29 protein-coding genes, 1 tRNA gene, 1 other RNA gene and 2 pseudogenes are annotated in these 25700 nt (G+C 72.1%); 18 read left to right on the forward strand and 15 right to left on the reverse strand.

Features of this window, described 5'->3' with window-relative positions:
• The first annotated feature begins 29 nt into the window (after positions 1–29).
• Positions 30–1070, forward strand: a complete 1041-nt coding sequence (locus AC38ZX_RS12715; RefSeq protein ID WP_426592027.1) for an IS110 family RNA-guided transposase — start codon at positions 30–32, stop codon at positions 1068–1070.
• A 17-nt stretch (positions 1071–1087) separates the two neighbouring features.
• Here the strand turns inward: AC38ZX_RS12715 and AC38ZX_RS12720 are convergent, their stop codons facing one another.
• Complete coding sequence (locus AC38ZX_RS12720) at positions 1088–1258, reverse strand: SPOR domain-containing protein (protein WP_426592308.1); 171 nt, start codon at positions 1256–1258, stop codon at positions 1088–1090.
• 59 nt (positions 1259–1317) lie between these two features.
• Between AC38ZX_RS12720 and map the strand changes: the two genes are divergently transcribed.
• The 8 genes from map (at position 1318) to AC38ZX_RS12760 (ending at position 6021) form a co-directional block, all read left to right on the forward strand.
• Positions 1318–2199 (forward strand): type I methionyl aminopeptidase, encoded by an 882-nt coding sequence (gene map, locus AC38ZX_RS12725; RefSeq protein WP_426595950.1) that lies wholly within the window; start codon positions 1318–1320, stop codon positions 2197–2199.
• A complete protein-coding gene (gene ppgK / locus AC38ZX_RS12730; RefSeq protein WP_491294612.1) occupies positions 2196–2975 on the forward strand; it encodes a polyphosphate--glucose phosphotransferase in 780 nt (259 codons plus the stop codon). The genes map and ppgK overlap by 4 nt, the downstream gene beginning before the upstream one ends.
• Positions 2976–2977: 2 nt before the next feature.
• Positions 2978–3739 carry an MBL fold metallo-hydrolase gene (locus AC38ZX_RS12735; RefSeq protein WP_491294614.1) on the forward strand — a complete coding sequence of 254 codons (762 nt, stop codon included), beginning with the start codon at positions 2978–2980 and terminating at the stop codon, positions 3737–3739.
• A 20-nt stretch (positions 3740–3759) separates the two neighbouring features.
• Positions 3760–4047 (forward strand): DUF6191 domain-containing protein, encoded by a 288-nt coding sequence (locus tag AC38ZX_RS12740; RefSeq protein WP_491294616.1) that lies wholly within the window; start codon positions 3760–3762, stop codon positions 4045–4047.
• A 33-nt stretch (positions 4048–4080) separates the two neighbouring features.
• Positions 4081–4488 carry a VOC family protein gene (locus AC38ZX_RS12745; RefSeq protein WP_491294617.1) on the forward strand — a complete coding sequence of 136 codons (408 nt, stop codon included), beginning with the start codon at positions 4081–4083 and terminating at the stop codon, positions 4486–4488.
• Positions 4489–4713: 225 nt separating this feature from the next.
• Entirely contained in the window at positions 4714–4971 is a 258-nt protein-coding gene (locus AC38ZX_RS12750) for a hypothetical protein (RefSeq protein ID WP_491294619.1), read from the forward strand.
• A gap of 116 nt (positions 4972–5087) precedes the next feature.
• Positions 5088–5564, forward strand: a complete 477-nt coding sequence (locus AC38ZX_RS12755; protein ID WP_491294621.1) for an SMI1/KNR4 family protein — start codon at positions 5088–5090, stop codon at positions 5562–5564.
• 76 nt (positions 5565–5640) lie between these two features.
• Entirely contained in the window at positions 5641–6021 is a 381-nt protein-coding gene (locus AC38ZX_RS12760) for a tyrosine-type recombinase/integrase (RefSeq protein WP_491294623.1), read from the forward strand.
• A gap of 35 nt (positions 6022–6056) precedes the next feature.
• Here AC38ZX_RS12760 and rnpB read toward each other — a convergent pair.
• Positions 6057–6437, reverse strand: an RNA gene (rnpB, locus tag AC38ZX_RS12765) — RNase P RNA component class A.
• A 59-nt stretch (positions 6438–6496) separates the two neighbouring features.
• Here rnpB and AC38ZX_RS12770 point away from each other — a divergent pair.
• Complete coding sequence (locus AC38ZX_RS12770; protein ID WP_426592314.1) at positions 6497–6784, forward strand: LuxR C-terminal-related transcriptional regulator; 288 nt, start codon at positions 6497–6499, stop codon at positions 6782–6784.
• On the opposite strand, the gene AC38ZX_RS12775 is transcribed toward AC38ZX_RS12770, so the two are convergent.
• Entirely contained in the window at positions 6766–7149 is a 384-nt protein-coding gene (locus tag AC38ZX_RS12775; RefSeq protein ID WP_426592315.1) for a tautomerase family protein, read from the reverse strand. The genes AC38ZX_RS12770 and AC38ZX_RS12775 overlap by 19 nt on opposite strands.
• Positions 7150–7196: 47 nt before the next feature.
• Between AC38ZX_RS12775 and AC38ZX_RS12780 the strand changes: the two genes are divergently transcribed.
• Entirely contained in the window at positions 7197–7979 is a 783-nt protein-coding gene (locus AC38ZX_RS12780; RefSeq protein WP_491294626.1) for a YaaA family protein, read from the forward strand.
• Positions 7976–9136 carry an SLC13 family permease gene (locus AC38ZX_RS12785; protein WP_491294628.1) on the forward strand — a complete coding sequence of 387 codons (1161 nt, stop codon included), beginning with the start codon at positions 7976–7978 and terminating at the stop codon, positions 9134–9136. Before AC38ZX_RS12780 ends, AC38ZX_RS12785 begins: the two co-directional genes overlap by 4 nt.
• On the opposite strand, the gene AC38ZX_RS12790 is transcribed toward AC38ZX_RS12785, so the two are convergent.
• The 8 genes and pseudogenes from AC38ZX_RS12790 to AC38ZX_RS12825 form a co-directional block, all read right to left on the reverse strand.
• On the reverse strand, positions 9133–9870 hold the full coding sequence (locus AC38ZX_RS12790) for a histidine phosphatase family protein (protein ID WP_491294630.1): 738 nt from the start codon (positions 9868–9870) through the stop codon (positions 9133–9135). The genes AC38ZX_RS12785 and AC38ZX_RS12790 overlap by 4 nt on opposite strands.
• A gap of 42 nt (positions 9871–9912) precedes the next feature.
• Positions 9913–10659, reverse strand: a complete 747-nt coding sequence (locus AC38ZX_RS12795; RefSeq protein WP_491294632.1) for a zinc ribbon domain-containing protein — start codon at positions 10657–10659, stop codon at positions 9913–9915.
• A complete protein-coding gene (locus tag AC38ZX_RS12800; RefSeq protein WP_491294634.1) occupies positions 10656–11852 on the reverse strand; it encodes a Nif3-like dinuclear metal center hexameric protein in 1197 nt (398 codons plus the stop codon). The genes AC38ZX_RS12795 and AC38ZX_RS12800 overlap by 4 nt, the downstream gene beginning before the upstream one ends.
• A 10-nt stretch (positions 11853–11862) precedes the next feature.
• Positions 11863–12363, reverse strand: coding sequence for an MOSC domain-containing protein (locus AC38ZX_RS12805; protein WP_491294636.1), 501 nt, complete (start codon positions 12361–12363; stop codon positions 11863–11865).
• Between the two features lie 85 nt (positions 12364–12448).
• Positions 12449–12754, reverse strand: a pseudogene (locus tag AC38ZX_RS12810) (MOSC N-terminal beta barrel domain-containing protein); the annotation flags it as partial.
• A gap of 48 nt (positions 12755–12802) precedes the next feature.
• Positions 12803–12876 (reverse strand) — tRNA-Val (locus AC38ZX_RS12815).
• Between the two features lie 34 nt (positions 12877–12910).
• Positions 12911–13375, reverse strand: a complete 465-nt coding sequence (locus AC38ZX_RS12820; protein WP_491294639.1) for a peroxiredoxin — start codon at positions 13373–13375, stop codon at positions 12911–12913.
• 19 nt (positions 13376–13394) lie between these two features.
• Positions 13395–13814: a DUF3052 domain-containing protein gene (locus AC38ZX_RS12825; protein ID WP_426592323.1), complete on the reverse strand. Its 420-nt coding sequence runs from the start codon at positions 13812–13814 to the stop codon at positions 13395–13397.
• 314 nt (positions 13815–14128) lie between these two features.
• Between AC38ZX_RS12825 and aceE the strand changes: the two genes are divergently transcribed.
• Positions 14129–16873 carry a pyruvate dehydrogenase (acetyl-transferring), homodimeric type gene (gene aceE / locus AC38ZX_RS12830; RefSeq protein WP_426592324.1) on the forward strand — a complete coding sequence of 915 codons (2745 nt, stop codon included), beginning with the start codon at positions 14129–14131 and terminating at the stop codon, positions 16871–16873.
• Between the two features lie 69 nt (positions 16874–16942).
• On the opposite strand, the gene AC38ZX_RS12835 is transcribed toward aceE, so the two are convergent.
• On the reverse strand, positions 16943–17506 hold the full coding sequence (locus AC38ZX_RS12835) for a hypothetical protein (protein ID WP_426592325.1): 564 nt from the start codon (positions 17504–17506) through the stop codon (positions 16943–16945).
• Between the two features lie 238 nt (positions 17507–17744).
• Here AC38ZX_RS12835 and AC38ZX_RS12840 point away from each other — a divergent pair.
• The 5 genes and pseudogenes from AC38ZX_RS12840 to AC38ZX_RS12860 all read left to right on the forward strand — a co-directional run bounded on the left by AC38ZX_RS12840 (position 17745) and on the right by AC38ZX_RS12860 (position 22747).
• Positions 17745–19012, forward strand: a pseudogene (locus tag AC38ZX_RS12840) (PucR family transcriptional regulator).
• Positions 19013–19091: 79 nt separating this feature from the next.
• On the forward strand, positions 19092–20069 hold the full coding sequence (locus tag AC38ZX_RS12845; protein WP_491294644.1) for an ACP S-malonyltransferase: 978 nt from the start codon (positions 19092–19094) through the stop codon (positions 20067–20069).
• Positions 20066–21070 (forward strand): beta-ketoacyl-ACP synthase III, encoded by a 1005-nt coding sequence (locus tag AC38ZX_RS12850; RefSeq protein WP_491294646.1) that lies wholly within the window; start codon positions 20066–20068, stop codon positions 21068–21070. The genes AC38ZX_RS12845 and AC38ZX_RS12850 overlap by 4 nt, the downstream gene beginning before the upstream one ends.
• Positions 21071–21146: 76 nt before the next feature.
• The gene (locus AC38ZX_RS12855) at positions 21147–21395 is read left to right on the forward strand and encodes an acyl carrier protein (protein WP_028046583.1); all 249 of its coding nucleotides are present in this window, start codon (positions 21147–21149) and stop codon (positions 21393–21395) included.
• 89 nt (positions 21396–21484) lie between these two features.
• Complete coding sequence (locus AC38ZX_RS12860) at positions 21485–22747, forward strand: beta-ketoacyl-[acyl-carrier-protein] synthase family protein (protein ID WP_491294650.1); 1263 nt, start codon at positions 21485–21487, stop codon at positions 22745–22747.
• Positions 22748–22768: 21 nt separating this feature from the next.
• On the opposite strand, the gene AC38ZX_RS12865 is transcribed toward AC38ZX_RS12860, so the two are convergent.
• From AC38ZX_RS12865 to AC38ZX_RS12875, 3 genes are read right to left on the reverse strand one after another with little or no spacing between them, the layout of a single operon-like run.
• Entirely contained in the window at positions 22769–24277 is a 1509-nt protein-coding gene (locus AC38ZX_RS12865; RefSeq protein WP_491294651.1) for an FAD-dependent oxidoreductase, read from the reverse strand.
• Positions 24274–25137: an FAD:protein FMN transferase gene (locus tag AC38ZX_RS12870; RefSeq protein WP_491294653.1), complete on the reverse strand. Its 864-nt coding sequence runs from the start codon at positions 25135–25137 to the stop codon at positions 24274–24276. Before AC38ZX_RS12870 ends, AC38ZX_RS12865 begins: the two co-directional genes overlap by 4 nt.
• The gene (locus tag AC38ZX_RS12875; RefSeq protein WP_491294656.1) at positions 25124–25597 is read right to left on the reverse strand and encodes an FMN-binding protein; all 474 of its coding nucleotides are present in this window, start codon (positions 25595–25597) and stop codon (positions 25124–25126) included. The genes AC38ZX_RS12870 and AC38ZX_RS12875 overlap by 14 nt, the downstream gene beginning before the upstream one ends.
• Positions 25598–25700 lie beyond the last annotated feature (103 nt).

Raw genomic sequence — 25700 nt, forward strand, 5'->3', positions numbered from 1 at the left:
CCGTGCCACCACCGGATGAGGGAGATGGCATGTCCACCATGGCAAACATCGGCGCCGAGGTCACTATCGGGGTCGATACGCATCTCGATGTGCACGTCGCGGTCGCGGTCGATCAGGTCGGTCGCGTCCTGGCTCAAGAGTCGTTCCCCGCCGACCCTGGCGGCTACCGGTCATTACTCGACTGGGGTGCTGACCTGGGCCGCGTCGTCGCGTTCGGGATCGAGGGCACCGGCTGCTACGGCGCGGGGCTTGCCCGAGCGGTTCGTCGGGCCGGTCACCGCGTGGTGGAGGTCGATCGCCCCGACCGCCGGACGCGTCGCGCGCGAGGCAAGTCCGACCCCGTCGACGCCGAAGCGGCCGCTCGGGCAGTCCTGGCCGGGACGGCGACCGGGGTTCCGAAGTCCCGCGATGGCCGTGTCGAAGCGATCCGGGCGCTACGGGTGGCCCGCCGCGGCGCAGTGCGGATCAGGATCCAGGTCGCCAACCAGCTGCACGCGCTGGTGATCAGCGCTCCTGCGCCGTTGCGGGAAAGTCTGCGCCACCTGTCGACCCGTGAGCTCGTGCGCACCGCCGCCGCGTTCCGACCAGGTCCCACGCTCGATCCCTCGACCGCCACGAAGCACGCGATGCGGATCCTCGCCCGCCGCCATCACGACAGCGACGCCGACGTCCAGCAGATCGACCTCCTGCTCGCCGAGCTGGTCCCCGCCGCTTGCCCTGAACTGCTCGAGCTGTTCGGCGTCGGCATCGACACCGCCAGCGCCCTGCTGGTGACTGCCGGCGACAACCCCGATCGCCTGCACAGCGACCCCGCCTTCGCCAGCTTGTGCGGAGTCGCACCGCTGCCGGCAAGCAGCGGCAAGACCACCGGCCGACACCGGCTCAACCGCGGCGGCGACCGCCAAGCCAACGCGGCCCTCTACCGAATCACTCTCTGCCGCTTGCGCTACGACCCCGCCACCCGCGCCTACGTCGAAAGACGAACCAAGGACGGGCTCAGCAAGCCAGAGATCATCCGCTGCCTCAAGCGCTACATCGCCCGCGAGGTACGCCACGCGCTCCTGGCTTGACGATCCATAGGAGCATCTCAGCCTTTCTCGTCCTGCTCGTCCCACGACTGGTTGCGTCGTCGCGCGGTCTCGAGGGCCTGCGAGGCCGCCTCCCGCGTGGGGTACGGGCCCATGAGCTTGGTGTAGTCGCTCTGCCTGCCCTCCTCCACCTGGTGGGTCTCGGTGTTGAAGTAGAACCCGTCGGCCATCGCCCTCTCCGTTCGCCCCGGGGCACCCCAACCGGCTGCGATGCCCTCCTTTCCGTAGACTGCCAGGTATGTCGTCCGTGCACGCGCCGCGAAGCGCCCTGGTCCCGGGCACGGTCGGCCCGCGACGCTCCGTCCCGTCCTCGATCGCCCGGCCCGAATACGTCGGCCACCCGGGCCCCGCGCGCTACACCGGCCCGGACGCGTTCGACGACGAGACGGTCGCCCGTATCCGCGTGGCTGCCCGCATCGCCGCGCAGGCGCTGGCGCTCGTCGGTGAGCACGTCGAGCCGGGCGTCACCACCGACGAGCTCGACGCCGTCGGCCACGAGTTCCTGCTGGACCATGGCGCCTACCCCTCGACGCTCGGGTACCGCGGGTTCTCCAAGTCGCTGTGCACCTCCGTGAACGAGGTCATCTGCCACGGCATCCCCGACTCGACCGTCGTCGAGGACGGCGACATCGTGAACATCGACATCACGGCCTACATCGGCGGCGTGCACGGGGACAACAACGCGACGTTCCTGGCGGGCGACGTCGACGAGGAGTCCCGCCTGCTGGTCGAGCGCACGCAGGAGTCGCTCGCCCGGGCCATCAAGGCGGTCGTCCCCGGCCGCGAGATCAACATCATCGGACGCGTGATCGAGAAGTACGCCGCCCGGTTCGGGTACGGCGTCGTGCGTGACTACACCGGGCACGGCGTCGGCCCCGCCTTCCACACCGGGCTCGTGATCCCGCACTACGACGCGGCCCCCGGCTACGACACCCTGATCGAGCCGGGGATGGTGTTCACCATCGAGCCGATGCTGAACCTCGGCACCCCGGACTGGGTCATGTGGGACGACGACTGGACGGTCGTGACGGCCGACGGCCGCCGCAGCGCGCAGTTCGAGCACACCCTGCTCGTCACCGAATCTGGAGCGGAGATCCTGACCCTGCCATGAGCGACGACAAGAAGCACGCGAAGAGGCACAGCACGGCGTTCGGCATCGACATCGGCGGCAGCGGGATCAAGGGCGCACCCGTCTCGCTGCACGACGGCGAGTTCGCCGCCGACCGCGTCCGCATCCCGACGCCCAACCCGTCGACACCCGACGCGGTCGCTCGCACGGTCGCGGAGGTCGTCGACTCGTTCGACCTCGACAAGCACGTGCCCATCGGCGTCACGTTCCCCGCCGTGATCCTGCACGGCGTCGCGCAGTCCGCCGCCAACGTCGACAAGTCCTGGATCGGCACCAACGTCGAGAAGGCCGTCCAGCACACCACGGGCCGCCCGGTGCTCGCGGTCAACGACGCGGACGCCGCCGGCTACGCCGAGGCGCTCTACGGTGCCGCGAAGGGTGTCGACGGAGTCGTCCTGGTGGTCACGCTCGGCACGGGCATCGGCTCGGCCCTGATCGTCGACGGCCACCTGGTGCCCAACACCGAGCTCGGTCACCTCGAGATCGACGGGCACGACGCCGAGTCGCGCGCCGCCGACAGCGCGCGCGACCGCGACGAGCTGTCCTGGGAGGCGTGGGCCGAGCGGCTGCAGCGGTACTTCACGGTCGTCGAGAACCTGTTCTGGCCGGACCTGATCGTGGTCGGCGGCGGCGTGAGCAAGCACGACGACAAGTTCCTCCCGCTGCTGGACCTGCGCACCAAGATCGTCCCGGCGAAGCTGCGCAACGCCGCGGGGATCATCGGGGCGGCCGCGCTCGCCGCCGACTACCGCGGCTGACGGTGCCCGCCCTGGCCGAGGTCGCCGACGGAGTACATGTCGCGACGAGCGCGGTGTACATGACGACCTCGACGGTGCTCGTCGCACCCGACCGGTCCTGCCTCGTCGTCGATCCGGGCGTGACCGCCCACGAGATCGACGTGCTCTCGTCCGCGATCCGCCTGCACGGCTGGCGGCCCGTCGCCGTGTGGTCGACGCACGGGCACTGGGACCACCTGCTCGACGGCGGCATCTTCACGGGCCTGCCGCGCTGGTCGGGCGGGTGGCCCGTCGACGTCGAGACGCTCATGACCGAGCGCGACGAGGACGAGGAGCTGGCCCGGGTCCTGCTGTCGTTCCCCGGCGACTCCCCCGCCGCTGTCACGGTCGCACCGCCGCTTCGATATCCGGCCGTGGATGGCCTGCTCGACTGGGCCGGTCCGCCGGTGCGGGTGATCGAGCACGGCGCCCACTCCCCCGGCAGCACGTCGCTCGTGGTGCCGTCGGCGGACGTGCTCGTGGCCGGCGACGTGCTGTCCGACGTCGAGATCCCGCTGCTGGACCTGTCGGCCGAGAACCCCGCCCGGACCTACCGCGCCGCGCTGGACCTGCTGGCCGGCACGGCGGCACTCGTCGTCCCCGGGCACGGGCACGTCGGCGCCCTCGCGGACCGGCTCGCCGCCGACCTCGCCTACCTCTCGGGTGCGTCGGACGACGACCCGCGGCTGCTCGACCCGTGGCTCGTGGCCGTCCACGAGTCGCAGCGCCACGCCCTGACCGCCTGACGGCGTGCGACCATGACCTGATGGTCTGGTTCATCGTCGGCGGCGTCGCGCTCCTCGCGCTCGTGCTGTTCGCCGTCGACCGGATGGTCGCCCGCGGCTGGTTCGACCGCCGCACCCCGCGCGAGCGGCCCAGCGCGCCCGCGGGGACAGGTTCGGGGTTCCTGGGCGACCTCATCGACGTCTTCCAGCCGAACCACGTGCACCTGACCGCCGAGCAGGAGCGGCAGCAGGCCGACATCCAGCACGCCGAGGACACCCACCCGCACATCGATCTCGACTCGGGCCGCGTACGCCTCGACCCCCGGTAGCGGGTGTCGGCGGCTGCCCCTAGCGTGCTCGGCATGGCTCCCGTGATCTCCCAGCTGACGATCGACTCCGCCGACCCGCACGCCCTGGCCGCCTGGTGGCGCGACGTGCTCGACTGGACCTACGTGTGGGAGCCGGCGCCCGACGACGAGGAGATCGAGATCGCACCGCCCGACGGGTCCGCGACGAACATGCTCTTCCTGCGCGTCGCCGAGCTCAAGACCGGGAAGAACCGGCTGCACCTCGACATCCGCCCTCCCAACGGCTCGTCCCAGCCGGCCGAGCTCGACCGCCTGCTCGCGCTCGGCGCCACCCGCGTCGACATCGGCCAGGGCGACGTCCCGTGGCACGTGCTGGCCGACCCCGAGGGCAACGAGTTCTGCCTGCTGCGCGGCACCCCGGAGGAGGCGGCCGCCCGCCTCGCCGCGGAGACCGCCGGCTGAGGTGCGGATGAGTCAGTCGATACGCCGGGAAACATTTTCGGGGTCTTTGACCTGCGGACTTGCTCCAAAAAGTGGCTCTGACCTGCAGAAACGTCTCACGTCGTCTCACGCTAGTTCACGCGGTTTCAGAGAATCCTGCGGACTAGGTGCGGACTAGAGACCGGCTGAGTTTTTCTGACAGGTCTCTGAGCCAGCCTGTCAGGGCTCCCCCGTACCGTCCCGCGCATGGACTTCAGCCACCACCTGCGCACCCACGCTGAGCCCAGAGGCATGACAGAAGCTCAGCACCATGAGAACAAGAAGGACATTAATTGGGAGGGCGCCGTACTCGGCGCGATGTTCACGACAACGAAGTGCGGCTTCAGCAATGCTGCCGGCGAGCCGAACACCGGGAAGCCGTACCTCGTCGTGCCACTGCCAGAAGTGGACACTCCGACCTTCTTCATTTGCCCTTCGAGCACAACAGACGGAACAGGAGGCTGACGACGTGACGAGAGCAAGCGAAGTGCGGACCCTTCTTCGTGAGCTGGAGGCGGAAGCTCGACGCACAGGGCGCGCCGTTCAGCGAGCTGGCGCTTCCGCCCGCTTCAACCAGTGCGATGGCCCTCCTCGAGGCGGCCGCCGGCCCGCAGGTGCCGCACGAGCTGCGCGGATGGTGGCAGTGGCACGACGGCCTGGCGGACGGAGAAACGTTCTCGGAGTCGATCGGTGCCGGCATGTGGCGCCCACTGTCGATCGACGCCGCCGTGGATGACCTAGCGGAGTGGCGCGGGCGGTACTACCCACCGAACACCGCAGAACCAGAGTGGCTGACGTCGTGGCTGCCCATGGCCGAGAGCGCCGGCAACGTTCGGCTCGTCGCTATGCTCGAGCGCTCGTCACCCGACCGTCTAGCGTTGGGCAGATTCGCGGCAGACGAGCCGCACGGCGAGCTGGTTCGCCCCGTAGAGCTGGGCCTGGTCGAGCTTGCTCAGGCCTGGCTCGAAGCTCTGCGCGAACGCTACATCGCGTGGGACAGCGACGAAGGCGGCTGGGTGCAGGGGCCAGGGAGTTCGAGATGGCCGGGTCTCGTCTAGAGGCCTCCCCGACGCCACTGCCGAGTACGGCTGCCGCTATCGGCGACAGCGACAGGACCCTCCACCAGCTGGACAGGTGGGAGTCAAAGCGCGCCACTGGGAAGCACAGCATCTAGCGGACTTCCCACCCTCAGGGCGCGATGGGCTCATCTTCACCAACGCCAACGGCGCGCCCATCAGGCGCGCCAGCCTGTGGAGCATCTGGCAGGACGCATGCACGGCGGCTGATGTGCATGGGGAGACCTTTCACTCCCTGCGCCACTACTACGCATCACTGCTGATTCGGCATGGCGAGTCCGTCAAGACAGTGCAGGATCGCCTGGGCCATGCGTCAGCTGTAGAGACTCTGGACACCTACAGCCACCTCTGGCCGGATTCTGACAGTCGGACCCGTGAAGCTGTCGATGCTGCGATGTCGCAAAACGTCCTGCGGACTACACGCGGACTAGCGCAGTAGCGCTGAAGCGTTTCCGCAGGTCAGCGGCCTAAAAGCGGATGAGTCAGTCGATACGCCGGGTTCTGTCCTCGCGCGCGGTTGCCCGCAGCTGCGCGAGTGGCGGCCATCCCTCTACGACGTACGTTGCCGCACGCCTCCAGCGGCCTACCCGGGCTCGGGCGAGCAGCCCTCGAACGCTCCCTGTCTGACCTTGCTCCGGGTGGGGTTTACCGAGCCGCACCGGTCGCCCGGCACGCTGGTGGTCTCTTACACCACCGTTTCACCCTTACCGGCCCAGCGAGCTGAGCCGGCGGTCTGTTCTCTGTGGCACTTTCCCGCGGGTCGCCCCGGGTGGGTGTTACCCACCACCCTGCTCTGCGGAGCCCGGACGTTCCTCGGCGGGCCCGAAGGCCCGACGCGGCCGCCTGACTGACTCATCCGCGCCGCAAGCGTAGCGGCAACCCATCCGCCGGCGGACCGGCGACGAACCCCGGGCATGGACACCACACCGCCACTGACCCAGCGCGAACGCGTCATCCTGGCGCACCTCGCACTCCCCCTGACCCTCGGCGAGATCGCGTCGTCGTTGTACGTCACCCGGAACACGGTGAAGTCGCAGGTGAGGTCCATCTACCTCAAGCTCGGGGTGGCCGACCGTGAGGGTGCGCTGCACGTGGGCCGCGCGTGGGGTCTGGTGCCCGAGGGGCTCGGGTCCCCCGACGACGACGACGGACCGCGCAAGGCCGACGTCCCGCGGCCCGCCGTTCAGACGTCGACGCGATAGTCCAGCGACAGCTCGTCGCCGGAGACCCCCCGGATCCCCCAGTTCTGCGGCGGGCTCTCGATGATGATGATCTCGAGATCCTCGACGGACAGACCCAGGGTCGGGGCGACGTCGTCGTAGAACGCCGCGATCAGGGCCCGCCTCGCCTCGGCGGAACGTCCGGTGAAGCACAGGATCTCGATGACCAGGTACTCCTTGGACCGCGGCGCCACCAGGTCGTCGGCGTCGAGCAGGAGGAACCGGTGGAACCGCTTCTCGGGAGGCAGGCCCCAGGCGCCGACGACCGCCCGGTGGACCGCGTCGGAGATCGACCCGCGACGGTCCTGCCAGACGTCACGCCGGCCGTAGATCTTCACCTGCGCCATGTGGTCCTCCTCGCGCCGACCCAACTCGTGGAGCCTACAGTTCAGGCGTGCTCGTCCTCCTGCCGCCCTCCGAGGGCAAGACGCCGCCGCGCGCCCGCGGCCCCCAGCTCGATCTCGCCGCCCTCTCGGCACCGGGCCTGACGCCGATGCGAGAGAAGGTGCTCGACGCCCTTGCGCAGGTCAGCGCGTCGCCGGACGCGGTCAGCGTCCTCGGGGTGGGGCCCAGCCTCGCCGGCGAGGTCGCGCGCAACATCGGCCTGCGCACGGCCGCGACCGCACCGGCGACGAAGGTCTACACGGGGGTCCTGTACGGCGCGGCGGGCCTGGACCGGCTGACGGCGACCGGGCGCGCGCGGGCGGCGGAGTCGGTCCGGATCGTCTCGGGGCTCTGGGGTCTGGTCGCCCCGGACGACCACATCCCCGCCTACCGGCTGTCGATGGGGACCGACCTGCCCGGCATCGGACCGCTCGCCGGCGCGTGGAAGGGGGCGCTCGGCGCCGAGCTGCAGCAGCGGCCCGAGGGCGAGCTGGTGGTCGACTGCCGGTCGGCCACGTACCTTGCGGTGTGGCGTCCCCCGACGACCGCCGACTGGGTGGCCGTGCGCGTCCTGCGGCAGGAGGCCGACGGGACACGGTCGGTCGTCTCGCACAGCGCCAAGCACACGCGCGGGCTGCTGACGCGTCACCTGCTCACGCGTCGTGGGAAGGCGCCGCACGATGCGTCGAGCCTGACGCGCGTGGCCGGCGAGCTCGTCGGGACGGATCTGCTCGCCGTCGAGCTCGGGCCGCCCGCGCGCGGTGCACGGGTGCTGTCGCTCGTCGTGACGTGAGGCGCATCCCCTGGTGGCTGGTGGCGGTCGTCGCCACGGTCCTCGTGGTGGTGTCCGGGTGGCTGCCCGCCGACGACGCCCGGGAGACCGCCCAGCGCACCATCCCGATCCTCATCTTCGTCGCCGGCCTGACGGTCGTCGCCGAGATGTGCGCAGGCGCCGGGTTGTTCGAGCAGGCGGCCGGTCTGGCGGCGCGTGTCGCCGGCAAGCGCCGCTGGGCGCTGTGGGCGCTCGTGGTCCTGCTGGCCGTCCTGAGCACGGCCGTGCTGTCGCTGGACACCACGGCGGTGCTGCTGACGCCGGTCGTCATCGCCCTCGCCCGGCGCACGCACACACCGCCCCTGCCGTTCGCGATGGCCGTGCTCGCGCTGGCCAACACCGCGTCGCTCCTGCTCCCGGTGTCGAACCTGACCAACCTGCTCGCCGATCACGTGCTCCGGCAGGCGCACGTCGGCTACCTCGGTCTCATGTGGGCCCCGGCGCTGACGGCGATCGTCGTCACGGTGACGATCCTCGCGGTGCGCGACCGCCGCGTGCTGCGCGGCGAGTTCACCCCGAACCTGCCGCGCCCCGCCCGGGACCGGCCGCTGCTGGTCGTCGCCGCCCTGACCGTGGCGGTCCTCGGGGTCGCCTTCGCGGTGGGCGCCCCGACCGCACCGACGGCCGTGGCGGCGGCGGTCGTCCTGCTCGTCGTGACGCTCGTGCGGCACCAGAAGCTCCCCGTCAGGGCCCGCGACCTCGTCCCGTGGCGGACGCTGCTGGTCGTCCTCGGCCTCTTCGCCGTCGTCGAGACCTTGCAGGCCCACGGCCTGGGCACGCTGCTCGCTGAGGCCGCGGGGACAGGCGACGGTGCCGGCTCGCTGCTGCGGGTGGCCGGCGTCGGCGCGCTCGCCGCGAACGGCGTCAACAACCTGCCCGCCTACCTCGCGCTCGAGCCCGCGATGGGTGGTGACCCGCTGCGCATCGGCGCCCTCCTGATCGGCACGGGCGTGGGCCCGCTGATCACCCCCTGGGGCTCGCTGGCGACCGTGCTGTGGTGGCAGCGCTGCCGCACGGTCATGCTCGACGTCCCGACGCGCACGATCGTGCGGCAGGGACTGGTCCTCGCGCCCGTTGCGGTTCTGCTCTCGACGCTGGCCCTCGTCGCGACGCACTAACGGCCGGTCGACCAGCCCTCGCTCGGCGCACCGGCCACGGCGACCTCGTCGCGACGGTCCTCGAACAGCCGGATGATGCTCACCGACGCGGGCGCGACGCGCAGCTGGCTCCACGACGACGGCTGAGCGCCCATGGTGACGCCGAGCGCCGCACGGATCGAGACGGCGTGACTGACGACGACCACGGTCCGGTCCACGCCCTCGGCGAGCAGGGCGTCGAGCCCGCGGCGCAGCCGGACGCCGACGTCCTCGATCGACTCCCCGCCGGGCGGTCGCGCGTTCGCCGCGGTGTGCCAGGGCTCGAGCTGCCCGGGCCAGCGCTCCTCGATCTGCTCGGCGGTCAGCCCCTGCCACTCGCCGAAGTCCGCCTCCTGGAACGTGGCGTCGGTGCGCACCGGCAGGCCGAGGCGCTCGGCGATGATGGCGCCGGTCATCTGCGTGCGCACCATCGGCGACGCGATCACGAGGTTGGGGTAGCGGATGTCGCCCCAGAGGTCACGGCCGACGCGGTCCACGAGGTCCGCCGCGTCGTTGGCCTGCCGGATGCCGGTCTCGTCGAGCGGCGGCCCCGGTTCGCCCGAACCGGAGTACCCGCGCGCGACCGTCATGGTCGTCTGCCCGTGTCGGACGAGGACGACAGTGACCGGCTGCTCCTCGTCGAAGCGGACGCCGGCGCCCGACGGACGGGGGGCCAGGCCTGCGGGTGGGGACTGAGGTACGACGCCGTCGCTCACCAGGGCAGTCTTGCGGTCCGTGGCCGGGTTGGCGAGGGGCGGTCAGCCTCGCGCGGGCTCAGGCAGCCTGACGAGGATGCGTCCGCACTCCTCGCACCGCACGACCTGGTCCTCGGGCGCCTTGCGGATGGCCTCGACGTCCAGCGGGTTGAGCTCCAGTCGGCAGCTCTCGCACCGGGCACCGCGCAGCGCGCCGGCGCCCCGGCCACCGAGCTGGGCGCGGAGCTTCTCGTAGAGGGTCACGAGCGCCGCATCCAGGCCGTCCGCCGCGACCGCACGCTCGGACCGAACCGTGTCCGCGTCGGCGTCGAGCGCGGCGAAGGCGGCGTCGCGCTCGGCCTCGACGGCGGCGCGACGCGACGCCAGGGAGTCGTGCGCGGTCGTGACCTCGGCCAGCGCGGTCTCGTGGGCCTCGAGCCGCTCCATCACGTCGAGCTCGACCTCCTCGAGGTCGGACTGCCGGCGGCCCAGGGCGACGAAGCCGCTCTGCAGGGCCTGCAGGTCCTTGGGGCTGCCCTGTCCGGAGTCGAGGCGGCCCTGGTCGCGCGCGGCGCGGTTGCTCACCTGCTCGACGTCGGCCTCCGCCTTCGTCAGCTCGCGCTTGAGGTCGCCGACCGCGGTCCGGCTGGTGACCAGCGCGGTGTACAGGTCGCCCACCTGCGAGTCGAGCTCGACCAGCCGGGCCAGCTCCGGCAGGGTCCGCCGCTTGTGCGCGATCTGGTCCAGCCGGGTGTCGAGCTCCTGGACGTCGAGCAGTCGGCGCTGGTCCGCTGCGGGGGCTGTGGTCACGGGTGTCCTTCGGTCGAGGCGTCGGGTGCGGTCTGCTCGGGGCTCGCGACGCGGCCCGTCCACGGGTCGGTGCTCAACGTGCTGACGCGCGTGACCACCGTAGTCCCCGCAGCGGCGGCATCCTGCTCGAGCGCACGGGCGGCGTGCGCCAGCCAGGGCCACTCGGAGGCGAAGTGGGCGACGTCGACGAGGTACGGGGTGCCGCTCTCGTGGTCGGCCCGCTCACGCAGCTCCGAGGCGGGGTGGTGGCGCAGGTCGGCAGTGACGTACACGTCGACGGCCGCGCGCCGGACCGCGTCGAACAGGGAGTCGCCCGATCCGCCGACCACCGCCACGCGCTCGACGCGCCCGTCCGGGTCGCCGGCGAACCTGATGCCCTGCGCGGTCGCGGGAAGGGCCTTCGCGACGACGTCCGCGAACTCCCGCAGCGTCATCGGCTCCGTGAGCCGCCCGACCCGCCCGATGCCGGTCGACCCCGGCCACGAGGCCATCTCCAGCACGTCGAAGGCGGGCTCCTCGTAGGGGTGCGCCGCTCGCATCGCGGCGACGACGGCCGCACGTACCCGCCGTGGCGCGACCATCTCGATGCGAGCCTCGACCACGCGCGACGCGACGCCCGCCGACCCGATGGTCGGGTTCGCGTCCCCCGACGGCGTGAACGTGCCCTCACCGGTCGAGGTGAAGGCGCATCGGCTGTACTCGCCGATCGCCCCGGCACCGGCGGCCGACAGCGCATCGACCATCCGCTCCGCGTCGGCGACCGGGACGAAGACCACGTGGCAGTCGAGCGCCTCGACCGGTTCGGCGTCCAACGGCGCAGTCTCGAGGAGCCCGAGCGCCTCGGCGAGCGCGTCCGCGACTCCCCCGGTCGCCGCGTCCGCGTTCGTGTGCGCCGTGTACAGACCGATCCCGTCCAGCACCAACCGGTGCAGCAGCGCGCCCTTGAACGTGGTGGCCGCGATCGAGTGGACCGGCTTGAGCAGCAGGGGGTGGTGGGTCACGACGAGGTCGGCACCCCAGGCCGCCGCCTCGTCGACGACGGCCGCGAGGGGGTCGACGGCGAACAGCACCCGCGCGACGGGCTGCGACGGGTCTCCCGTCACCAGACCCACCGCGTCCCAGGCCTGCGCGGTGGCCGGCGGGTAGCGACGTTCGAGCAGCTGCACGACGTCGGCCAGGCTCGCAGCGGTCACGCCTCGCACGTTACCCAACGCGGGCCTCGTCGCCGACGGAGACGTTGCCGAACCGCACGGGCACCATCTGGATCCCGAACCAGACCTCGCCGTCCCGGCGTCGGTGCCGCGCCAGCGTGCGCAACGGCTCCTTGCCCTTGCGCTGGGTGTCCGGGTCGATCGTCGTCATCACGCACCGGCCGCACGTGTCGGCGAACCGGAGCTCGACGTCCCCGACCACCACGGTCGACCAGTCGTCCTCGGCGAACGGCTCGAGGTCGCCGTCGAGCACGAGGTTCGGCCGGAACCGTCGCATGTCGAGGACCGGTCGCGGATCGGGCGCGGGCCGGCCCGCCACGAGCGCCTCGCCCACCAGCTCGTCGTGGATCTCGTCGGCCCACGTGTTCAGCCGGGCCAGCGATGCCGTCGTCGTGACGTGCAGCGGGCCGGTGTCCGTGAGCGCCAGCGGGTCCTCGACCGTGCCGCCGTGCCGGTCGGACATGCCGCGCCGCGCCGGGTCGTCGAGCCACACGAGCCGGACGGAGCGGCCGAGCAGCGGAGCACCACGCCGCCGCCTCGGCACCCGCCGGCGTCGCGGTCCCCACGCGCGACATCTCGACCGGCACGTCCGCCGGACCGCTCGGCTCGGGCACGACGATCGTCGGCAGGCCCGCGCCGGACAGCTCAACGCCGCCGTCGAGCGGCCGCGCGTGCGCGGCCAGCATCCGCGGGAACTTGCGCGCCGTCAGGGTCACGCCGTCGTCTCCGACGAGCATCCACCGCCGGTCGGCGCGCGGCCCGGCGACGCCGACCGTCATGCTCGACAACGGGGTCCCGGCGAACGACTTCACGGGGAAGACGGTCAGCGCGGAGACGACGGGCATGGTGCGGACAATAGGCCAGCGAGCCGGTCCGCGAGGCATCGGCGGGCGGCCGCCCGGCGTGCCCGACCTCCGGACGAAGGACGACGGTGGGCCCGGCCGGTTTCGAACCGGCGACCTCCGCGGTGTAAGCGCGGCGCTCTGACCAGCTCAGCGACAGGCCCTGACAGATGACGGTCGCTCAGCCTACCGGGGACCTCAGGCGGCCAGGTCCGCGATCGCCGCGCGGTAGGACGCGAAGTCGCGTGCCTTGCCGGGCGGGTTCACGACGGACCACCGCAGGATCCCGGCGCCGTCGACCAGGAAGCTGCCGCGTACCGCGAAGCCCTTGGCCTCGTCGAACACCCCGTAGGCGCGCGCGACCTCACCGTGCGGCCAGAAGTCCGACAGCAGGTCGAAGCCGAAGCCCTCCTGCGCGGCCCATGCGCGCAGGGCGTGCTTGGGATCGCACGACACGACCGCGACGTGCACGCCGGCCTGCTCGAACTCCGTGATGTTGTCGCGCAGCTCGCAGAACTCGCCGGTGCACGTGCCGGAGAACGCGAACGGTACGAACACGATCACGGTGGGGCCGCCGCGCAGACCGCCGAGGGTCACGGGCGTGCCGTGCGTGTCGAGCAGGGAGAAGTCGGGCGCGAGATCGCCGACGGTCGGAGTCGCCATCCGGCGACCCTAACAACGGTCAGCGACCGCGGCCTCTGGCGGCGAGCCGGGTGGCGGACCAGTCGGCGGCGATCGACAGCGTGCTCATGGCGTGCAGCCCCGAGGTCGTCGCGGCTTCCTCGATGTCACTGTGCGAGACGTGGCCCGTGCGACCCGCCTTCGGGGTGAGCACCCAGATCGGCCCGTTGTCGTCGAGCACGGTGAGGGCGTCGACCAGCGCGTCGGTCAGGTCGCCGTCGTCCTGCCGGAACCAGATCACCGCGCCGTCGGTGACGTCGTCGTAGTCCTCGTCGACCAGCTCGGTGCCGGTGATGTCCTCGAGCCCGGACCGCAGGGTGTCGTCGACGTCGTCGTCGTACCCGAACTCCTGGATCACCTGTCCAGCGGCGAAACCCAGACGAGACGCCACGTTCGAGGCGTCGTCCGTGGTGGATGACACGTCCTGACCGATCCCTTCCCTCGCTCGCCCCAGGCCGGGGCGACGCTTCCTGATGCCAAACCGTAGCCCACCGCACCCGTGCGCGGCCCGGCAAGACACGAGGTCGGGGGCGCGGGTGCACCTCCTGTGTCATGGACGTCACGTGAGGGTTCTGGGCACTCGGTGTGACTTTCGGGCCCTCGGGGTCAGAGAATGGGGGCACTACCCCGTACCCCGTCACGTCGCCCACCCAGGCGCGCTCGACGGGGCCGGGCACAGATGCGCCGCCGATGCCGACCGGGCTCGTGCGCGCTGACGAGACGCAAGGAGCGCAGGTGGCTTCGATCGACGAGACGGGACCGCTCATCGGCGGCCTGCTCAGCCAGGTCCCGGACATCGATCCGGAGGAGACCGGCGAGTGGGTGGAGTCCCTCGACGGACTCATCGACGAGAAGGGCGGCCCTCGCGCGCGCTATGTGCTGCTCAGCATGCTGCGGCACGCGCGCCAGCGGAACGTGGCCATCCCGGCCTCGCTCAACACGCCGTACGTCAACACCATCGCGGTGGACGACGAGCCGTACTTCCCCGGCGACGAGGCGCTCGAGCGCCGGTACCGGTCGTGGATCCGCTGGAACGCCGCCGTCATGGTGACGCGTGCGCAGCGGCCCGGCATCGCGGTCGGCGGGCACATCTCGTCGTACGCGTCGGTCGCGACGCTGACCGAGGTCGGCCTCAACCACTTCTTCCGCGGCAAGGACCACCCGGGCGGCGGTGACCAGGTCTACTTCCAGGGTCACGCCTCCCCCGGCGTCTACGCCCGCGCGTACCTCGAGGGACGCCTGTCGGAGCACCAGCTCGACGGGTTCCGCCAGGAGCTGTCGCACCCCGGCGGCGGACTGCCGTCGTACCCGCACCCGCGCCTCGCGCCGGAGCTGTGGGAGTTCCCGACCGTGTCGATGGGCCTCGGCCCGTCGGCGGCCATCTACCAGGCGTGGACGAACCGCTACCTGCACCTGCGGGGCATCAAGGACACGAGCCAGCAGGACGTCTGGGCGTTCCTCGGCGACGGCGAGATGGACGAGCCCGAGTCGCGCGGCATGCTCCAGCTGGCCGGCCAGCAGGGCCTGGACAACCTGACGTTCGTGGTCAACTGCAACCTGCAGCGTCTCGACGGCCCGGTGCGCGGCAACGGCAAGATCATCCAGGAGCTCGAGGCGCAGTTCCGCGGCGCCGGCTGGAACGTCATCAAGGTCGTCTGGGGCCGCGAGTGGGACGCCCTGCTCAACGCCGACAAGGACCGCGCGCTGGTCAACCTCATGAACACCACGCCGGACGGCGACTTCCAGACGTACCGAGCCGAGGACGGCGCGTTCATCCGCGAGAACTTCTTCGGCCGCGACCCGCGGACCAAGGCGCTCGTCGAGAAGATGACGGACGACGAGATCTGGGCGCTCAAGCGCGGCGGGCACGACTACCGCAAGATCTACGCCGCCTACAAGGCCGCCCGTGAGCACACGGGCCAGCCGACGGTCATCCTGGCGCACACCATCAAGGGCTACGGCCTTGGCTCCGGGTTCGCCGGCCGCAACGCCACGCACCAGATGAAGAAGCTCAAGGGCGACGACCTCAAGACGCTGCGCGACTCGCTGCACATCCCGATCACGGACGAGCAGATCGACGCCGACCCGTACCTGCCGCCGTACTACCACCCCGGCACCGACGACGAGGGCATCCAGTACCTGCTGGAGCGTCGTCGTCAGCTGGGCGGGTTCGTGCCCGAGCGCCGGACGGCCCACAAGCCGCTGGACCTGCCCGACGACAAGGTCTACGAGGGCCTGGCCAAGGGGTCCGGGCACCAAGAGGTCGCGACCACCCAGGCGCTCGTGCGGCTGTTCAAGGACCTCGTCCGGGACAAGGGCTTCGGCCACCGTCTCGTGCCGATCATCCCCGACGAGGCGCGCACGTTCGGTCTCGACTCGATCTTCCCGAGCGCGAAGATCTTCAACACGAACGGCCAGAACTACATGGCCGTGGACCGCGAGCTGATGCTCTCCTACAAGGAGTCCGAGTCCGGCCAGATCATGCACACGGGCATCAACGAGGCCGGGTCCGCCTCCGCGTTCCAGGCGGTCGGCACGTCCTACGCCACGCACGGCGAGCCGCTGATCCCTTTCTACTTCTACTACTCGATGTTCGGTTTCCAGCGGACCGGCGACCAGTTCTGGGCGGCAGGCGACCAGATGGCGCGCGGCTTCCTGATCGGCGCCACGGCCGGCCGCACGACGCTGACCGGCGAGGGTCTGCAGCACGCCGACGGTCACTCGCCGCTGCTCGCCGGGACCATGTCGCACGTCGTGCACTACGACCCGGCCTACGGGTACGAGATCCGGCACATCGTGCGCGACGGCATCGAGCGCATGTACGGCGACGCCGGCGGTCGCGACCGCGACGTCATCTACTACCTCACCGTCTACAACGAGCCGATGCCGCAGCCGGCCGAGCCGGAGGACGTCGACGTCGAGGGGATCCTGCGAGGCATCCACCTGATCTCGCCGATCGAGGGCGACGGACCGCGCGCCCAGATCCTCGCCTCGGGCGTCGCGATCCCGTGGGCCCTGGAGGCCAAGAAGCTGCTCGCCGACGACTGGGGCGTCCAGGCGGCGGTCTGGTCGGTGACCAGCTGGAACGAGCTGCGTCGCGACGGCCTGGCCGCCGACCAGCGGGCGTACCTGCACCCCGGCGAGGAGGAGCGCGTCCCGTACCTCACGCAGAAGCTGCAGGGGGCGGAGGGTCCGTTCGTGGCGACGACGGACTACGACCACCTCGTCGCCGACCAGGTCCGTGCCTGGATCCCCGGCACGTACGCGACGCTCGGCGCCGACGGCTTCGGGTTCTCGGACACCCGCGCGGCGGCCCGGCGGCACTTCAAGATCGACGGCCCGTCGACGGTGGTCCGCGTGCTGCAGCAGCTGGCTCGCACGGGTGCGGTCGGCCACGACGCGCCCGCGCAGGCCATCGAGCGCTACCGCCTGCACGACGTCAACGCCGGTACGTCCGGTAACGCCGGCGGCGACAGCTGACGATCTGACGAAACGACGAAGGCCCGGGACGATCGCTGCCCGGGCCTTCGTCGTACGGTCTGCTTCCGGTCAGGTGCCGGGGATGTTCTGCTCGGCGTGCGCCAGCTCGCGGGCCAGCTCGCTCTTCAGGTCCGCGACCGCCTTCTGGTCTGGGTACAGGTCGAGAGCCGCGATGTGCTGCTTGGCCTCCAGCGGCCGGCCCGCCTCCACGGACGCGAGCACGAGCTGGCGAGCCACCTCGGGGTCGTGCTCCCGAGGGCGCCAGTGCCCGACGCCCAGCCCGATCGCGTCGACGGGCAGGTCGGCGTCCCGCAGCAAGGCCAGCGCCTCGACGAGAGCCTTGCCGGACGGGTCCCGCTCTGCCGCCGTCGTCAGGCGGCGCAGGGTGCCCTCGCGGTCGTCGAGCACCGACAGCCGGGCGACCTCGATCAGCGGGTACCAGGCGCGTGGGTTGCCCGCGAGCTCCTCGCCCAGCGACCAGACCGCGAGGTCCGCCGCGCGCTGACGCTCCACCTCGTCGGACGGTGCCGCCAACGGGTCGTCGTCGGCGACGGTCGACTCCGCGGCGCGGCGACGGACGATCTCGGCGAGCGCGACGAACGCCCGTTCGTTGTTCGGATCGTCGCTCAGCATCGACCGTAGGGCGTCCTCGTGGAGGGTGTCACCGCGCCGCGCGACACTGGTCGGACGGCGCGCGCCAACCCGCGACGCCGACGACGGCCGTCGCATCAACTGACGCAGGCGGGGCAGGAGTGCCATGCAGCGACCTTATCCGTAAGGGACGAACCACACCGGGCGACGACGTCGCCGACACGGTGCGCGCCGACCGGCGTTTGTCGACTTCCCACAATAGGCACCCTATGCTCGCCCCATGTCCAGCACCCTCGACGGGCCTGCTCCCCAGACCTCCCCGCCGCCCGCCCGGCCGCGTCGCACGGCGCCGGCCCGGGTCCGCACGCCGGCGACCGCCGTGCTCGAGCCGCGCGGCGGTCCGGAGACCCAGCGTCGCGTCCGCGAGGGAGCGGGACTGCTGTCGGCGGCCGCCATGCGGCGGCTGGACGAGGACCTGGAGTGGTACCGCCAGCTGCCGGCGGAGGACCGCTCGTGGGTCGGGCTCATCGCGCAGGCCGGGATCACCGCGTTCGTCACCTGGTTCGCCGAGCCGACCCGCCCTCCGCACGGCGTGGGCGACATCTTCGCCACCGCACCGCCCGAGCTGACCCGGTCGATCTCCCTGCAGCACACCCTCCAGCTGGTGCGCGTGGTGGTCGACGTGGTCGAGACCAACAGCGACCGCCTGGCCGCGCCGGGCGACGAGCGGGAGGTTCGCGAGGCCGTCCTGCGGTACTCCCGGGAGGTCGCGTTCTCCGCCGCGGAGGTCTACGCCCGAGCCGCGGAGATGCGTGGAGCCTGGGATGCGCGGCTCGAGGCCCTCGTCGTGGACGCCCTGGTCCGGGGGGACGCGGACGACGCGCTGCGGTCGCGCATCGCCGCGCTGGGGTGGAGCGGACGAGGGTCGACGCTCGTCATGGTGGGCACGACGACGTCCGCGCTCGACGACGTCCGCGCCGCCGAGCCCGCCGGGCGACCCGCCGCGCGGCGGACGACGCGCTCGTCGGCATCCAGGGCGACCGCCTGGTGGTGTTCCTGGGCGGCGAGGGCGACCTGCGCGCCGCGGCCGCGACCCTGCTGCCGCGGTTCGGGCCTGGTCCCGTCGTGATCGGACCCGTCGTCGGCGACCTCACCGACTCGGCCCGGTCGGCCCGCGCCGCGCTGTCGGGACTGCTCGCGGCGCCCGCGTGGGAGCACGCACCGCGTCCCGTGCAGGCCGACGAGCTGTTGCCCGAACGGGTGCTGATCGGCGACGAGACCGCCCGCCGGACGCTCGTCGCGCAGGCGTTCGCGCCCCTGGCCGCCAGCCAGGGATCCCTGCTCGAGACCCTCTCGGCCTACCTCGGGACGGGACGCTCGCTGGAGGCCGCCGCACGCACCCTGTACGTGCACCCCAACACGGTCCGATACCGCCTGCGACGGGTCGCCGACGTCACCGGATGGGATCCGCTGGACGCCCGAGAGTCGTACGTCCTGCAGACCGCGCTGGCCCTCGGCCGGCTCGACGCGGCGGCCGGCTCTTTGTAGGAGAGGCACAAGGGCGTCCCAGAAGGTTGGTGCCCGCCGTGACCGAGAGGCACGGCGGCGGGAAGGCAAGGTTGAGAGCGTGCTCGTCGTCGTCTGCCCCGGTCAGGGCGCCCAGTCCCCCGGCATGCTCGCCCCGTGGCTCGAGCTGCCGTCCGTCGCCGAGTCCATCGCGCGGGCGTCACGCACGACGGGTCTCGACCTGGTCGCCCACGGCACCACGTCCGACGCGGACACCATCCGCGACACGGCCGTCGCCCAGCCGCTGCTGGTCGCCTCGGCGTTGGCCAGCCTGCGCGCGGTTCTCGACCTCGATGCCGACGCACCGCTCGCTCTCGCGGCACAACCGCTGCTCGGCGCGACCGCCGGTCACTCGGTCGGCGAGCTGGCGGCGGCCGCGATCGCGGGCGTGCTGACCGACGACGAGGCCCTGCGCCTGGTCACGGTCCGCGGGGCCGCCATGGCCCGCGCCGCCGCCGCCACGCCGACCGGCATGAGCGCCGTCCTGGGCGGCGACCCCGACGAGGTCCTCGCGCTCCTGGCGCAGCACGGTCTCGTGCCCGCGAACGTCAACGGCGGCGGCCAGGTGGTCGCCGCGGGCACGCTCGACGCGCTGGCCGCGTTCGCCGCCGCCCCGCCGACCAAGGCTCGCGTGATCACGCTGCAGGTGGCCGGCGCGTTCCACACCGAGCACATGGCACCCGCCGTCGCGGAGCTGCGAGCCGCCGCGGACGACGTGACGCCCGGCGAGCCGATGGTGCCGCTGCTGACCAACTCCGACGGGTCGGTCGCGGCCTCCGGTGCTCGGGCCCTCGAGCTCATCGTCGCGCAGGTGGCCAACCCGGTCCGTTGGGACCTCTGCCAGGCCAGGCTGCAGGAGCTCGGGGTCACCGGGCTGCTCGAGGTGGCGCCCGGCGGAGTGCTCACGGGTCTGGCGCGGCGTACGCTGCCCGGGGTCGAGACCGTTGCCGTCAAGACCCCCGCCGACCTGGACGCCGCACGCGACCTCATCCGTCGGCACGCCGGAAGCCCCGAGACCCTGCAGGAGAACCCGTCGTGACCCGTCCCACCCTCACGCAGGCCACCGGACCGGCGCACACCCGCATCCTCGGCCTCGGCGGCGTCCGCGGCGAGAACGTCGTCACCAACGACGACATCGCCGGCCCGATCGACTCCTCCGACGAGTGGATCCAGCAGCGGACCGGCATCGTGACGCGCCGCCGCGCGTCGGCGGGCACGGACGTGCTCGACCTCGCCGAGGAGGCCGCCATCCTCGCGCTGAAGGATGCCGGGCTCACCGGCGCCGACATCGACGTCGTGATCCTGTCGACCGTCACCTACTTCAACCAGACGCCCGCGGGCGCCGCGATCATCGCCGACCGCATCGGCGCCTCCCCGGCGGCCGCGTTCGACATCTCCGCGGCGTGCGCCGGCTACTGCTACGGCATCGGCCAGGCGGACGCACTGGTCCGGGCCGGGACCGCCCGCAACGTGCTGGTCATCGGCGCCGAGAAGATGAGCGAGTTCATCGACCCGACCGACCGCACGATCTCGTTCCTGCTCGGCGACGGCGCCGGCGCGGTCGTGATCGGCCCGTCGGACACGCCCGGCATCGGCCCGACGATCTGGGGTTCTGACGGCGGACAGGCCCAGGCCATCCGCCAGACCCACTCGTGGCTGGCCACCCGCGACGAGGGCCTCGGCTGGCCGACGCTGCGCCAGGAGGGCCAGAGCGTCTTCAAGTGGGCCGTCTGGCAGATGGCTCCCGTCGCGCAGAAGGCCATGGACGCCGCGGGCGTGACCGCCGATCAGATCGAGGCGTTCATCCCGCACCAGGCCAACATGCGCATCATCGACCAGATGATCAAGACCCTGAGCTTCCCGGAGAGCGTCGTCATCGGCCGGGACATCGCCGACACGGGCAACACCTCGGCGGCGTCGATCCCGCTGGCGACCGAGCGCCTGCTCCGCGAGGGCCAGGTGTCCAGCGGTGCGCTCGCCCTCCAGATCGGTTTCGGAGCCGGCCTGGTGTACGCCGCGCAGGTCGTGGTCCTGCCCTGAACCCAGCTGTCGGTACGGCCCCCGCTGTACCGTTCGTCCGACCCCACACAGCACGACCCGACACGAGGAGACACCGATGGCGTACAGCGAGCAGGAGATCCTGGCCGGCCTGGCCGAGATCGTCAGCGAGGAGACCGGGCTTCCGACGGACTCCGTCCTGCCCGAGAAGTCCTTCACCGACGACCTCGACATCGACTCCCTGTCGATGATGACGATCGTCACGCTGGCCGAGGAGAAGTTCGAGGTCACCATCCCGGACGACGAGGTCAAGAACCTCGCGACCGTCGGCGACGCCGTCACCTTCATCGCGGGTGCGCAGGCCTGAGCCTGTCCCCACCGGTCCGTCCGGGCGGCGCGTCTCGTGCCGCTCGGACGGTCCACCCCTGATCCCCGAGTACCCGATCTGGAGCACCGATGAGCCACGTACCTGATGTCGTCGTCACGGGACTGGGCGCGACCACCCCGCTGGGTGGGGACGTGGCCAGCACCTGGGCCGCCGCGCTGAACGGCGAGTCCGGCGCACGGCGCTTCGACGACGCCTGGTTCGAGCGGGCCGGACGCTTCGGCATCCCGGTCGAGTTCGCCGCGACGATCAAGGTCGACCCGAGCGAGGTCCTGACCCGTCCCGAGCAGAAGAAGATGGACCCGTCTGCGCAGTACGCGATCATCGCGGCGCGCGAGGCGTGGGCCGACGCCGGCGCACCCGAGGTGGACGGTGACCGGCTCGGGTCGGTCGTGTCGTCCGGCATCGGCGGCATCCAGACGATCCTCGACGCGTGGGAGAGCTTCCTGGGGAGCCCCGACGGCGGCGCCCGCCGCGTCCTGCCCATGACCGTCCCCATGCTCATGCCCAACTCCCCCACGGCGTACGTCTCGCTGGAGTTCGGTGCCCGCGCCGGCGCGCACGCGCTCGTGTCCGCCTGCGCCTCGGGCGCCGAGGCGATCGGGTACGCCGCCGACATGATCCGCACCGGCCGCGCCGACGTCGTCATCGCCGGCGGCACGGAGGCGTCGATCCACCCGATGCCCGTCGCCGCGTTCGCCGCGTCGCGCACCCTCTCCCTGCGCAACGACGACCCCGAGGGCGCGTCACGCCCCTACGACGTCGACCGGGACGGCTTCGTCATCGGCGAGGGCGCCGGCGTCGTCATCCTGGAGAGCGCCGAGCACGCGGCCGCCCGGGGCGCCCGCGTGTACGCGCGCATCGCCGGCGTCGGCCTGTCCGCGGACGGCTACCACATCACCTCCCCCGAGCCGTCCGGCGACGGGCAGATCCGCGCCATGGAGGCCGCCCTCGAAGAGTCGGGCATCGCCCGGACCGACATCGTGCACGTCAACGCGCACGCGACGTCGACGGTCGTCGGCGACCTGATCGAGGCTCGGTCGATCCGCGGCCTCCTCGGCGCCGAGGCCGACCACGTCGCGCTGTCGGCGACCAAGTCGATGACCGGCCACCTGCTCGGCGGCGCGGGCGCGCTGGAGACGATCTTCACCGTGCTGGCGCTGGTCGAGCGTCAGGCGCCGCCGACGATCAACGTCGAGAACCCCGACCCCGAGCTCGTCCTGGACCTGGTCCGCGACAAGCCGCGCCCGCTGCGTGACGGCCAGATCGGCGCCGTGAACAACTCGTTCGGGTTCGGCGGCCACAACGTCGCGCTGGTCGTCGCGTCGGTCTGATCCTCAGGACCGCTCGCTGATTCAGTACCCGCTGAACGCGTCGGTCCTGATGCGGCGCACACCGGACCCCCGCAGCACCCGGCGCGTCGCGTCGACCATGCCCGGTGAGCCGGAGACGTAGGCGACCCGGGTGGTGAGGTCCGGGACGTGGCTGCGCAGGACCTCGGGGTCGAGGAGCGGCGCCGGGACGTGCGCCCAGCCGGTCGGCAGGTCGTCCGCGAGCGTCGGTGACACGACGACGACCCGGGCCCCGGACGCGACGAGCACGTCGGGGTACGCGGGCGGATCGCCGGGGTTCAGCAGGAGCACCACGACGACGTCGCGCCGGTCGTCCGAGCCCGCGACGGCCGCCAGGTGGCTCACGAAGGGCGTGATCCCGATCCCACCGGCGACCAGCAGCAGCGGCACGGACGCGTCGCGCGGGAGGAGGAAGTCGCCGCCGACGGCGGTGACCCGCACCAGGGTCCCCTCGGGCACGGCGCTGAGCGCCGCCTTGAACGTGCTCGGCTGCTCCGAGAGCCGGAACGCCACCGCGACGTCGGTCTCGCCGCCCGGAGCCCGAGCCACCGAGAACACGCGCCGCGAGCCCCGGGAGTCGGCGTCCGCGTGCGGCACGTGCAGCTCGATCCACTGGCCCGCCTCGAACCGCATCCGGTTCTGCGGGGCGAACGCCACCTCCCGGACGCCCGGCGCCACGGTGCGATGACCCTGCACGCGCAGGAGCACGGCCCTGCGCTGCCCGACGGTGAACGCGAGGACGTTGCCCACCACGAGCGCCAGCTCGGGCGAGTTGTACAGGTGCCCGACGGTGAACGGCACGAATGTGAGCGCGCCGACCAGCGCCGCCTCGACGAGCTGCTGGCGACGTCGCGGCGGCAGGGTCAGCGGCTCGGTGAGCATGAAGCAGGCGGCGAACACGATCGGGTACGACTGGAAGGGGCTCGTCACGGCCTCGACCGGCGACGCCCCGGCGTGCAGCAGCCGCGGGACCAGGACCGCGAGCGACGCCAGCACGGCCGTGGCCACGAGGAGCCCGCGACCGGTCCGCAGCACCACGACGAGCCCGGCGAGGGCGACGATCGGCAGCACGGTGGGCGTCGCGACCCACCACGCCGCCGGGAACCCGCCGAACGGCACGGCGACGAGTCCGCCGATCAGCGCCCCGGCCGCCGCCGGGTTGAGCACGTGCCGCGCCCGCACGGCGAGGACGAACTTGGACAGGCTCGCCACGACGGCGGCACCGGCCAGCGTGAGGAACGAGGTGACGTTGAGCTGCGGCCAGAACAGGAGCGCCAGGATCAGCCCGGTGATCACCGAGGACTCAGCGTGCACGCGAGTCCGCCACAGGGCGCCGCACAGCCGGCTCGTCAGCACGCTGACCAGCACGGCCACGACCGCGAACAGGAAGATGGCGAGCGGGTCCTGCGAGATCGAGCCGGCCAGCGCCAGCAGGATGGCCGACAGCAGGATCGCGCCCAGCGTCCACGTCATGACGCGGTAGGTGGTCGCCCTGCCGAGGAACCCGCTCATACGAACACCTCTGCGGGCAGGCCCAGGGAGTACCGCAACCGGCCGTCCGCGCCGAGGCGCGCGTACGTGTGGCGGATCACGGCCTCGAGCCGGTCGGCATCGGCAAAGAAGTGCGCCGTCGCCAGCCCGTCCGCCAGCATCGCGCTCTCGGCCACCACCCAGGTGGCCACGACGTCCGACGCCGGCAGGCCCGTGCGCGCATCGAGCACGTGGTGCAGCCCGTCACCCCAGGCCCGACGGTCCACGGCGGAGCCGCACAGCGCCGCGTCGGCGAGCTCCACCACCCCGATCGCGCGAGCCGGGTCGCCCGGCTGCTGCAGCGCCACCCGGAACGCCGGGCCGCCGCGGTGCACCAGGTCGCCGCCGGCGTCGACGACGTACCGGTCGATCCCGCAGTCCACCAGCTCGTCAGCGACGAGATCGACCAGCTGCCCCTTGCCCGCGGCGCCGACGTCCAGCAGCACGGGCTCTCGGAGCACCAGCACGTCGCCGTCGCGCTCGACCACGTCGTCCCACGTCGGCGCCGGCTCGGGCGCGCCCGACGGGCGCAGCGTGTAGTCGCCGTCGTACCCGAGGCGCACGAGGCTGCGGCCGACCAGCGGCGACACCGCTCCGTCGGTGACGCGCGCGAGCAGCGCGTAGAGGTCCAACAGGGGTGCGGCCTCAGGCGGGAGCCGATACGTGCCGGCCTCGCGCGCCATCGTGCTGACCAGCGAGTCCGGGCGGAACCGCGACCAGACGGCGTCGTAGGCCTCGATCCGTCGTCGGACGCGCGACAGCGTGGCGACGTCGAGCGGGCCGTCGAGATAGATCGACCACCGCGTGCCGATGGCGTCGAACGACGCCTCAGGCCTTCGCATCGGCCGCGATCTCGGCGAGCGCCGCGTTGAAGCCCTCCGACGTGAGGGAGGAGCCCGAGACGACGTCGACGTCCGCGTCGGTGATCTTCTTCCCGACGACGGCCTCGGCGATGCCGGAGGCGAAGTCGTGCTGGTATTGCGCCGACGTGGGGTTCGTCGCCTTCGGTTCGACCTCGACCGCGGTGATCACCCCGCCGGAGAGCTTCACCGAGACCTCGATCGACTCCCTGCCCTGCGGCGACTGGTACGACCCTGCGGCCGTGTAGGTCCCGTCCGTGTAGCCCGACGCCGACGGGTCCGCCGCCGTCGGCTCGGCCTCGGTGATCGTGGCACCGCCTGCGACCGCCGCCGTCGACGGGCCGGCGGGATGCGACGGCGTTCCGTCCGAGCACGCGGCCAGTGCTGCGACGACGGATGCTCCGGAAACGAGCGCGACCGTGCTCCTCGTGGGTGTCCTCATGGAGAAGGCTTCCTTGTTCGTGCCGACCAGCGGCGTGAGATCGCGACTCTGGTGGGCACTCTAGGGAAGTTGTCTGGGGCGACGCTGTGCAGGTCCAGCAGCC

Source organism: Cellulomonas sp. McL0606 (genome assembly GCF_058248365.1).